Consider the following 10,196-nt stretch of genomic DNA (forward strand, 5'->3'; position numbering starts at 1 on the left):
CGGGTGCCACGTGCGAGCACAGCGTTGCAGGAGGGGCGCGTACATGTCATTGAGGTGTCAACAGAATGACCGGAAAGCATCCGAGGGGCTGKGACTCGGGGCCGGGCGGGAAGTGGCTTTCCGGTCAAGGGATTTCGGGCGCCGCAGGTCGTCGCGCGTCAAGCTGTGAACCGGCTGTCACGTTCCGTTGTGGCCGGAAAGTGACCCTGGTGGATGTGAAGGGGCGGACGGGGGTCTGGACCCGGAGGCCGGGCGATGGCTACTGTCGGCGGCACCTATTAAAAAAATTGAGTATGGAGAAGGGGTGGCCGATGGCGACGAGTGCCTTCCGTGAGGCCGTCGAGTCCGGTGACCATGCCGCGATCGAGGAACTGCTCGCGCGGGACGTGGTGTTCACCAGTCCGGTGGCCTTCAAGCCGTACCCGGGCAGGGCGATCACCGCGGCGATCCTGCGGGGTGTGGGCCGGGTCTTCACCGACTTCCGCTATGTACGGGAGATCGTCGGCGCCGACGGGCGCGACCAGGCGCTGGTCTTCACGGCCAAGGTCGGCGATCTGGAGGTCAACGGCTGCGACTTCCTCCACTTCGACGAGGACGGTCTCATCGACGACTTCACGGTCATGGTCCGCCCGCTGTCGGGGGCTCAGGCACTGTCGGAGGCGATGGGGGCGCAGTTCGACCGCATCCGCGAGGAGGCGGCGAACGCCGGCTGACCTTCCGGGGCCGCGGACGGGCCCGGACGGCGTACGAGAAGAGCCCGGGCCCGCGAGGGAAGTCCTCGCGGGCCCGGGCTCGTCCGGTGGCGGCGGATGACCGCCGCCCCTTCACTGTCGGCTACTCGATGACGAGCTCGACCTCGATGTTGCCGCGCGTCGCCTTGGAGTACGGGCAGTAGGCGTGGGTCGCCTCCACCAGCCGGCGCCCGGTCTCGCCGCCGAGCTCGTCCGGCAGCTCGACGCGCATGACGACCGCGAGGCCGAAGCCGGTGTCGTCCTTGCCTATGGAGACCTCGGCGGTGACGGAGACGTCCTTGGTGTCGAGCTTCATCTCACGGCCGACGGCTCCCATGGCACTGGCGAAGCAGGCCGCGTACCCGGCGGCGAAGAGCTGCTCGGGGTTGGTGCCCTCGCCGTTCCCGCCCAGCGCCGGGGGCATGGCCAGCGGCAGGTCGAGCCGGCCGTCCGAGCTCACGGCCCGGCCCTCGCGCCCGTTGGCGGTGGCGGCGGCGGTGTACAGCGCGTCCATGGGATGCCTCGTCTTCCGTCCGGTGGTGAGCGGCTGCCGCTCTCCTCTGCACTAAAGAATTGCACACAACTAAATTGCGCGCAACTAAATGGCGTCCGGCGAGCTACTCTGGTGACATGAGCTCCTCGTCGACCCCCGCCGCGTCGCACCCGCCCCTGCCGTCCGACGTCGACCTGCTCCGCCTCGACCACCAGGTCTGCTTCTCCCTGCACGCCGCGTCACGCGCCTTCGGCGGCGTCTACCGGGACGCGCTCAAGGATCTGGGTCTGACCTATCCGCAGTACCTGGCGATGCTGGTGCTGTGGGAGCACGGCGCGCAGCCCGTCAAGGTCATCGGCGAACGGCTGCGGCTCGACTCCGGCACGCTCTCGCCCCTTCTCAAGCGGCTGGAGACGGCGGGCCTGGTCACCCGTGAGCGCAGCGCCGAGGACGAGCGCTCGGTGACCGTCCGCCTCACCGAGGAAGGCTCCGGCCTGCGGGAACGTGCCCTGCCCGTCCCCCTGAAGATCCTCTCGGCGACGGGCCTCTCGGTCGAGGAGGTGCTCTCCCTCCAGCAGCTCCTGGGGCGGATCACGGACTCGCTGGACCAGGCGCACTGAGGCCGCCGGGCCCCCGCGGTCACGGCGGACCAGGGGCTACGGCGAACTCGGCTGTTCCACGTGCAGGGTGCGGCTACTTCAGGCCGATCGCGTCGCAGGCGTCCTTGACGTTGGCCGTGCAGATCTCGGACTTCGAGTAGACCCCGTCGCGGATGACCGTCTCCTTGATGTTGGCTCTGGTGAGGGAGGCGATCGGGATGATCACAGAGGGGATGGCCTGCTTGGTGGGGGAGTCGACCGTGGTCTTGGTGATCATGGTCAGCGGCTGACCCTTGGCCAGGGCGACGGCCATCTGGGCGGCTACCGGGCCTTCCTGGACGTACGGCTTGTAGACGCTCATGAACTGCTCACCCATGACGATGCGCTGCACGCCGGCGAGTTCCGCGTCCTGGCCGGTGACCGGGGGAAGCTTGGAGAGACCGGCGGCCTTCAGGGCCGTGATGATGCCGCCCGCCATGCCGTCGTTGGCGGAGTAGACACCGATGATCTTGTCCTTGCCCAGGGCCGAGATCGCGCCCTCCATGTTGGCGTTGGCGTTCTCCGGCTTCCACTCCTTGGTGTCGTACTCCTTGCCGATGTTCACCTTGCCGTCGAGCTCGGCGTGCGCGCCCTTCTTGAACAGGGCGGCGTTGGGGTCGGTGATCGCGCCGTTCATCATCACGATCTGGCCGTCCTTGGCCTTCGCGCCCAGCGCGTCGACCAGGGCCTTGCCCTGCACATGACCGACCTGCTCGTTGTCGAACGAGGTGTACGCGTCGATCGGACCCTCGGCCAGACGGTCGAAGGCGACGACCGGGATGCCCTGGTCCTTGGCCTTCTTCACCGCGCCCGCGATCGCCTTGGAGTCCACCGCGTCCACGATCAGCGCGTCGACCTTGTTGGTGATCATCGTGTCGACCTGCTGCGTCTGGATCGTGGCGTCCTGCTTGGCGTTGGCGTAGACGACCTGCCCCTTGCCCGCCGTGAGGTCCTTGACCATCTTCTCGATGAGCGGCTTGTCGAACTTCTCGTACCGCGCGGTCTGGTTCTCCGGGAGCAGGAGGCCGATCTTTATGGCGCCGCCCTTCTTGGCCCCGGACTCCTTGGCGGTGTCCCCGGACTCCTTGGCGCTTCCGCAGGCGGCGAGAGAGACGGCCATCGCGGTGGCGGTCACGGACACGGCGGCGCGACGCGTACGGGTGTTCATCGAGAGACCTCCCTGACATGGCCGCGTCCTCGCGGCCGAGGTGGCTGGAAGTCAACTGGGAGGCGCATGGGGCGTCAAGGAGTTGAGGGTGAACGAGACCGCAATGAGTCATTCCGTTGATTAGTCGAAGAAGCAACAACTCTGAGCCACGGGCGGGAGGTTGAGCCGAAGGCCTCGCGTCCCCGCCGAGCCGCCCCCGTCCCGACCCGGGTCACGCCAGCCGGAACGCGTCCGCCAGCGCGTCGGCCTGAGCCAGGAGCAGGGTCCGGGTCCTCGGGCCGATCCCGCCGTACTGGCCCGACACCGCGAGACTGACCGTGCCGTGCAGTTGCGACCAGGCGAGCACCGCGCCCGCCAGCGCCGTACCGGCCCGCGCGTCGTACGCGGAGAGCCCCGTGTGCTCCGCGACCCACGCGGCCAGCGACGCGTCCTCCCGTACCCAGAGGGTCATCTCCTCGACCGTCGGGCGGAACGCCTCGCTCGGGTCACCGGAGGCGAAGACCGTCAGGAAGGGGCCCAGCGCGGCCCGCGCGCGCTCCAGCGTCTCCGGCGGGGCGGTGTGGCCCGGCACCGGAGTCCCCTGGATCAGCAGATAGCGGTGCGGCTGCGCGGCGGCCCAGTCGAGGAAGGCGTCGGCGAGGGTGTGCAGCACGGAACGGGCATCGCTCGCACCGAACCCCCGGGCGTGCGTCACGGCATGCGCCAGATCGTCGTAGGCGTCCCGCATCAGCTCGTCCAGCAGCTCGTCACGGCCGTCGAAGTAGCGGTAGAGAGCGGGCCCGGAGAGCCCCATGTCCTTGGCGATCCGGGTCAGCGCCACGGCCTGGGCGCCGCCCTCGGCCAGCTGGTCCAGCGCCGCCGCCTTGATCTCGGCGCGGGTCTGCTCCCGGTAGCGGGCCCGGGGGCTCTTCACCTCGGCGGTCATGGGTCCTCCTGCGCCCACCGGTGTCGCACGCGGCGCGGCGGCGGACGCGGTGCCTCGCGTCGCTCCCTGTCCCCATGATCCTCCCGTGAGTGCGCTTCGCAATGGCTACGGGTCGTCACCGGGGTGGTCCCGGCGCGGGAGGGCGCGGGCGAAGCGTCTCCTGGGCCATCATGCGGATGCGTACCGATGTGTACCGGTCCGCACCGACCGCGTGAGAAATGAGGCCGCTGGTGGCTCCGCATTCCGAGGGCGGTCGTGACGGCGGGCCGGGGCGGCCCGGTACGGCCGCCGCCGAGCCCCTGTCCGACCGGGGCCGCTGGCGGGCGCTCGCGGTGTGCCTGGTGGCGGGGTTCATGACGCTGCTCGACGTGTCGATCGTCAATGTGGCCCTGCCGTCGGTCCGGGTGGCGCTGGACGCGCCGGAGGCCGACCTCCAGTGGGTCCTGTCCGGGTACGCGCTCGCCTTCGGCCTCTTCCTCATCCCCGCCGGGCGGATCGGCGACGCCCGGGGCCGGCGCGTGGTGTTCATGACGGGACTCGCCCTGTTCGTGCTCGCCTCGGCGGCCTGCGGGGCGGCCCAGTCCAGCCTCTGGCTGGTGGCGGCCCGCGCCCTCCAGGGCTTGGCCGCGGGGCTGATCTCGCCGCAGATCTCGGCCCTCATCCAGCAGATGTTCACCGGCGCCGAACGCGGCCGTGCCTTCGGGATGCTCGGCAGCGTCATCGGTATGTCCACGGCCGTGGGCCCGCTCCTCGGCGGCCTGCTCATCCACGCGGCGGGCCCGCAGGAGGGCTGGCGCTGGGTGTTCTACGTCAACGTGCCCCTCGGGATCGTCTGTCTGGTGCTGGCCCGGCGGCTCCTCCCCGACACCCCGTCCGCCCGCCGCATCCCGCTGCGCTCGCTCGATCCGGTCGGTGTGCTGCTGCTCGGCACCGGAGTCCTGGCGCTGCTCCTGCCGTTCGTACAGGCGCAGCAGTGGCACGGCCCCGAGAAGTGGCTGCTCCTGGTCCTGTCCGCCGCTCTGCTCACGGCGTTCGTGGCCTGGGAGCGGCGCCAGAGCGCGCGCGGCGCGTCCCCGGTCGTCGACCTCGCCCTCTTCCACGAGCGCGGCTACTGGCTGGGGTGCGCCCTGATCCTGCTCTACTTCGGCGGGTTCACCTCGATCTTCTTCATCAGCGCCCTGTACCTCCAGGCCGGACTGCATCTGAGCGCGCTGCTCGCGGGGCTGGCCATCACTCCGTTCGCGGTGGGCTCCGGTGTCGCCGCCACCATCGGCGGGCGCCTCGTCACACGCTTCGGGCGCCGGCTGGTCGCGGTGGGCCTGGTCATGGTCGCCACGGGGCTCGGGGCCACCGCACTCGCCGTCCATCTGGCGCCGGGCAGGTCGGCCGCGTGGGCGATGACGGGCCCGCTGCTGCTCGCGGGGCTGGGCAGCGGTCTGGTCATCGCCCCCAACCAGACCCTGGCGCTCTCCCGGGTCCCGGTCCGCTCGGCGGGCAGCGCGGGCGGCACCCTCCAGACCGGCCAGCGCGTCGGCTCGGCAGTCGGGATCGCCGCCGTCGGCGCGGTCTTCTTCGCGCGACTGGCGGACGACGGCTGGGCCACGGCGTACGACCACGGGCTGCTGGTGTCGCTCGCCTTCGTGCTCGGCTCGCTGCTCCTCGCCCTCGGCGATCTACGGGCCGGTGCCCGCGAGAGCCGGACCCAGCCGACCTGACCGCCGCGCGCGGACCGGCACACCGCCGCCCGCGCCGCGCCCCTCACCTCCCCTGGCTGACGGCCCGCCGCCAGGCCGAGTCGACCGAGAGCAGGGCCGCGGGGGCCAGATCGGCCGGAACGTCCGGCAGAAAGGCGCCGCCGGACACGGGGCCCGGGTCGAGGGCCCGCGCCGGGCGGCGCGACGCCGCGTCACCCCGGCCCGCCCAGTGCTCGCGTGCCTCGTCCCGTACGTCGACGAGGGCCTGGCGGCGCTCGACCGGCGGAGGGACGAACAGGCCGCCCGCGGCCCGTGTCTGCTCCTGCCACCGGTCCTGCCAGAACTCGACCGTCCAGCCCGGCCAGCGCGACTCCATCCCGTAGGCCCCGGCCTGAGCGCCGAGCAGCCACCAGCCCACCCGGCGGCGCACCGGATCGACATGCAGCCCGGAGAGCACGGCGAGCCGGCAACCGTCGTGGCCGGGCTCCGGTGCGAGGCGTTCGAGGAGAGCGGGTCCCCCGGCCACCGGATGCTCCCCGGTGGCGGCGAGCAGATGGCAGCGGCCGGTGCCCACGGTGACCACCGTCGCGAGCGGATCGTCCTCGGCCAACTCCTGGTCGCCCGGGGCCAGCGCCGCGCCCGCGCGCACCTCGCGCCCCGGGTCGCGTACCGCGTCCGGGTCCAGGCCCAGATAGGCGCGCAGCTCCGCCGGGCCGTCGTAGGTCCAGCGCACCTGCCAGCCCGGCCAGGCGTGGCGCAGCAGCTCCAGGGCGGCGGCCCGGTGGCGCAGACAGGTGGTCGGCCCGTCCCGGACGAAGACGAGCAGCACCCGGCGGTGCGGGTCGACCAGGACCGCGCCCGCGCAGTGCACGTCGTCGCGCCAGCCGTGGCGGGCCGGAGGGTGGGAGCGCAGGAACGGCAGCACGACGCCGGGGCCCGCCAGCAGGTCGAGATCGAGCCCGGCCGCCCCGAATCGGGACTCGTACAGCTCGTACCGCTCGTGGTCGCCGCTGTCGGGAACGACGGCGAAGGTTGCCCATTCGGCCATGGTCGAAAGGATCTCAACCCGGCGCGCCACCCCACCACCCGGTTCCCGGCGGCGCCCGGAGTGATCCACACCACGGCCGGGACCGCCGCGACGGCCGTAGGGTACGCCCTGTGAACAGACACCTCGCGTTCGAGTGGCTGCACAACTTCCGTGACCTGGGCGGCTATCGCACCGAGGACGGCTCGGCCGTGCGCTGGGGCCGGCTGTACCGCTCCGACTCCCTGGGCAAACTCCAGGGCGAGGACTGGGACCGCTTCCTGGGCCTCGGTGTGCGGACGGTCATCGACCTGCGCTACCCGTGGGAGATCGCGGGCAAGGGCCGTGTCCCCGAGCACACTTCGCTGGTGTACCACAACCTCAGCATCGAGCACCGCCCGTACGACCAGGCGAGTCTCGGCGCGGATGTGGAGACCGGCCCGTTCCTCGCCGACCGCTTCCTGGAGGTCGCCCACGACGGAGTGGAGGAGCTGCGCGCGGCGCTGCGGGTCATCGCCGCGCCCGACAGCGGGCCGCTGGTCTTCCACTGCGCCTCGGGCAAGGACCGCACCGGTCTGCTCGCCGCGCTCGTGCTCATCCTGCTCGGTGTCCCCGAGGACGTCGTGATCGAGGACTTCACCCTCACCGGGCTCGCCACCGACCGTCTGATCGCCGACTGGCGGGATGCCAACCCCGGCCGCGAGATCACCTGGCCGGGCTACGGCCGCGCCCCCGCCGACATCATGCGTCTCTTCCTCGCCGGCCTCACGGAGCGCCACGGGTCGGTGCACACATACGCACGCGAACTGCTCGGCGCCGACGAGCGGTTGGTCGACTCCCTCCGTGCCGGGCTGCTGGAACGCGCGGACGAGCCCGTCGCCGCCCCGTGACCGGCGCGCCCGTCGACGGCCGGCGGGACACTTCTGCCCGTACCGCACCGCGCCTATGGTGGGTCGTCATGTGTGTCCGCCCGGAGGGGAACTGATGGTGCGTAGGACCAGGATCATCCGGCACACCGCCGCGCTCGCGACCGCCTTGCTGATCGGCGCGGGGCTCGCCCCGGCCGCCGCCGCCGACGACACCGGCGGCCCGGCCCGGGGGAACCCGGAGGCCGCCGCGCTCGACGCCTACTGGAGCCCGGTGAGGATGGCGTCCGCGCTGCCCGCCGAGGCGGCCAAGGGCTTCGGGGCCGAGCCACCGGCCTCGCCCGCCGAGGACGGGCCCCGGCCCGGCGAGCACATCCCGCCCAGCCGGAGCTTCGACGGCATCCCCCAGGCGGGTACGTTCTTCTGGACCGACGCCAACGGCACCGGCCGCACCTGTAGCGGCTCGGTGGTCCGCAGCCCCGGCCGCGACCTGGTGCTGAGCGCCGGGCACTGCCTGAAGGGCTACGCCGGTCCCGCGCCCCGGCGCCGGCTGGCGTTCGTGCCGCAATACCACGACGGGCTCAAGCCGTTCGGTGTCTTTCCCGTGGTGACCGACGGCGTCTATGTGTCGCAGCAGTACTACGACCTGGGCGAGCACGCCGGAGCCGCGTACGACTTCGGTTTCGCGCGCACCGGGCCCAACCAGGACGGCACCCGGCTCCAGGACGCGGTGGGCGGAGTGCAGCTGCTCACCGGTACCGGCTACCACCACCTCCCGGTACGCATGATCGGCTATCCGGGCAACGCGCAGAAACCGCTGGAGTGCTGGAGCCGCACCACCAGGTGGGCCAGCGACGACCCCGCCGACCCCGGCACCTTCCAACGCATCGCCTGCGACGCGTTCGTGGGCGGGACCAGCGGCGGCCCGATGCTGGTGCCGGGGTGGGACGGCTGGGGCGTGGTCGGGGTCATCGGCGGCTACCACACCGGCGGCAACACCCCGCAGGTCTCCTACAGCGCCTACTTCGGCGATGCCACCCGGGCCCTGTACCGCGCGGCGGTAAGTGGCGCCCCACCGGCGGGTCCCGCGTCCTGAGGACCGTCCCCACCCGGGAGCGGGAGCCCGCCGTACGGGTTCAGCGGGCCAGTGCCTGCAAACCCTTGCGCAGATCGTCCTGGTTCATGACCGGAGCGAACTCGACCTTCGCGCCCATCTCCAGGAAGAACGGTTCGGCGGTCTTGGGAATCTGCGACGAGTCCTCCATGTCGAACACGATGAAGGCGGTACGAGACCCGTTGCGCGACGTGAAGTAGGCGGCTTCGGGCCGGATTCCCTCCAGCGCGGCTTCCATCGTCTTGCCGAGCGAGCCGTTCCTGATGGCCTCGTTCGCCTTCTCGGTGTCCAGTTCGGCGATCAACAGCATGCGCACGAAACTCACCCCTTCCCGACCGGGTGGGTGCTCGCTTGCGGCGCACCGGTGACTCCCGGCCGCGTACACCACCAGCGTCTCCCTTTACCGGCGATATCACAACGCGGGACATCCCGCACACCGGCGCGAAGGGAGGCGGGCATCCCGGTGGAGCCGGGCGTCGTACAAAATGAGGGCCCGGTTCCTGTTATCCCCGTCCGCGCCAGGGGTCTCCGAACGACGGGAGCGCACGACGACGCCAGCGGGTGAGGGAGCAGATGCACAGGGACAGCACGTCCATGCCGGAGCTGGTGGGCGCCGCGCGCACCGGCGACGCCCGGGCGCGCGAGCGGCTGGTCACCGACTACCTCCCGCTCGTCTACAACGTGGTCGGCCGTGCCATGGACGGCCACGCCGACGTGGACGACGTGGTGCAGGAGACCATGTTCCACGCCCTGGAAGGCCTCGACGGGCTGCGCGAGCCGTCCCGCTTCCGGTCCTGGCTGATCGCCATAGCGATGAACCAGATACGCCACCGCTGGCGGGCCCAGCAGTACACGACCCCGGCCGGCCCCGAGCAACTGGCCGCGGTGGCCGACCCCGAACCGGACTTCGTCGACCTCACCATCCTGCGCCTCGGTCTGTCCGGGCAGCGCCGCGAAGTGGCCGAGGCGACCCGCTGGCTCGACGAGAGCGACCGCGAACTCCTCGCCCTGTGGTGGCAGGAGGCGGCCGGTGAACTCACCCGCGCCGAACTCGCCGAGGCGATGGCCCTCACCCCCCAGCACGCCGCCGTCCGGGTCCAGCGCATGAAGGCCCAGCTGGAGACCGGCCGGGTCGTGGTGCGGGCGCTCGCGGCCCGGCCGCTCTGCGACGAGCTGGCCCGGACCGTCACCGGGTGGGACGGCCGCCCCGCCCCGGTGTGGCGCAAGCGGATCGCCCGCCACACCCGTGACTGCCGGACCTGTTCCGGAAGGGGCGCGGGCCTGGTGCCCGCCGAGGGGCTGCTCGCCGGTCTCGCCCTGCTGGTGCCGCTGTACGGGGCCGCCCGGTTCGTCCCCGACGCCGGCCTGGCGCCGGTCGCGTCCACCGCGCCGGTGCCGGGCGGCGCCGGGACCGGGCCGGCCACCCCGGCGAAGRCGCGTGCGTACGCGGTCAAGGGCGCGCTCGCCCTGGCGCTCGCCGTCGTCCTCGCCATCGGGGCCGCACTGCTGTGGCCCGACCCGAGTCCACGGGCCACTCCCGCCC

11 protein-coding genes are annotated in these 10,196 nt (G+C 72.0%); 6 read left to right on the forward strand and 5 right to left on the reverse strand.

The window, feature by feature from the left end; all coding sequences use genetic code 11:
- Positions 1 to 311: 311 nt before the first annotated feature.
- Positions 312 to 713 carry a nuclear transport factor 2 family protein gene (locus ACJA3G_RS20280; protein WP_406554437.1) on the forward strand — a complete coding sequence of 134 codons (402 nt, stop codon included), beginning with the start codon at positions 312 to 314 and terminating at the stop codon, positions 711 to 713.
- A gap of 121 nt (positions 714 to 834) precedes the next feature.
- Here the strand turns inward: ACJA3G_RS20280 and ACJA3G_RS20285 are convergent, their stop codons facing one another.
- Complete coding sequence (locus ACJA3G_RS20285) at positions 835 to 1,245, reverse strand: organic hydroperoxide resistance protein (RefSeq protein WP_406554438.1); 411 nt, start codon at positions 1,243 to 1,245, stop codon at positions 835 to 837.
- Positions 1,246 to 1,361: 116 nt separating this feature from the next.
- Between ACJA3G_RS20285 and ACJA3G_RS20290 the strand changes: the two genes are divergently transcribed.
- Complete coding sequence (locus ACJA3G_RS20290; protein ID WP_406554439.1) at positions 1,362 to 1,844, forward strand: MarR family winged helix-turn-helix transcriptional regulator; 483 nt, start codon at positions 1,362 to 1,364, stop codon at positions 1,842 to 1,844.
- A 73-nt stretch (positions 1,845 to 1,917) separates the two neighbouring features.
- Here the strand turns inward: ACJA3G_RS20290 and ACJA3G_RS20295 are convergent, their stop codons facing one another.
- Complete coding sequence (locus tag ACJA3G_RS20295) at positions 1,918 to 3,030, reverse strand: sugar ABC transporter substrate-binding protein (protein ID WP_406554440.1); 1,113 nt, start codon at positions 3,028 to 3,030, stop codon at positions 1,918 to 1,920.
- 211 nt (positions 3,031 to 3,241) lie between these two features.
- Complete coding sequence (locus ACJA3G_RS20300; RefSeq protein ID WP_406554441.1) at positions 3,242 to 3,955, reverse strand: TetR/AcrR family transcriptional regulator; 714 nt, start codon at positions 3,953 to 3,955, stop codon at positions 3,242 to 3,244.
- A gap of 230 nt (positions 3,956 to 4,185) precedes the next feature.
- Here ACJA3G_RS20300 and ACJA3G_RS20305 point away from each other — a divergent pair, with 230 nt between their 5' ends.
- Positions 4,186 to 5,670: an MFS transporter gene (locus tag ACJA3G_RS20305; RefSeq protein ID WP_406554442.1), complete on the forward strand. Its 1,485-nt coding sequence runs from the start codon at positions 4,186 to 4,188 to the stop codon at positions 5,668 to 5,670.
- A 43-nt stretch (positions 5,671 to 5,713) separates the two neighbouring features.
- On the opposite strand, the gene ACJA3G_RS20310 is transcribed toward ACJA3G_RS20305, so the two are convergent.
- Positions 5,714 to 6,697 (reverse strand): hypothetical protein, encoded by a 984-nt coding sequence (locus tag ACJA3G_RS20310; protein WP_406554443.1) that lies wholly within the window; start codon positions 6,695 to 6,697, stop codon positions 5,714 to 5,716.
- A 110-nt stretch (positions 6,698 to 6,807) separates the two neighbouring features.
- Between ACJA3G_RS20310 and ACJA3G_RS20315 the strand changes: the two genes are divergently transcribed.
- Entirely contained in the window at positions 6,808 to 7,563 is a 756-nt protein-coding gene (locus ACJA3G_RS20315) for a tyrosine-protein phosphatase (RefSeq protein WP_406554444.1), read from the forward strand.
- A 94-nt stretch (positions 7,564 to 7,657) separates the two neighbouring features.
- Complete coding sequence (locus tag ACJA3G_RS20320; protein ID WP_406554445.1) at positions 7,658 to 8,635, forward strand: trypsin-like serine peptidase; 978 nt, start codon at positions 7,658 to 7,660, stop codon at positions 8,633 to 8,635.
- A 40-nt stretch (positions 8,636 to 8,675) separates the two neighbouring features.
- On the opposite strand, the gene ACJA3G_RS20325 is transcribed toward ACJA3G_RS20320, so the two are convergent.
- Positions 8,676 to 8,969, reverse strand: coding sequence for a DUF3303 family protein (locus tag ACJA3G_RS20325; protein WP_406554446.1), 294 nt, complete (start codon positions 8,967 to 8,969; stop codon positions 8,676 to 8,678).
- A gap of 257 nt (positions 8,970 to 9,226) precedes the next feature.
- On the opposite strand from ACJA3G_RS20325, the gene ACJA3G_RS20330 reads away from it, so the two are divergent.
- Positions 9,227 to 10,196 (forward strand): RNA polymerase sigma factor (locus tag ACJA3G_RS20330; RefSeq protein WP_406554447.1); only part of this gene is annotated, 970 nt, incomplete at its 3' end.

Origin of the sequence: Streptomyces sp. YS-3 (assembly GCF_045257485.1) — a bacterium.
Lineage (GTDB): Bacteria > Actinomycetota > Actinomycetes > Streptomycetales > Streptomycetaceae > Streptomyces.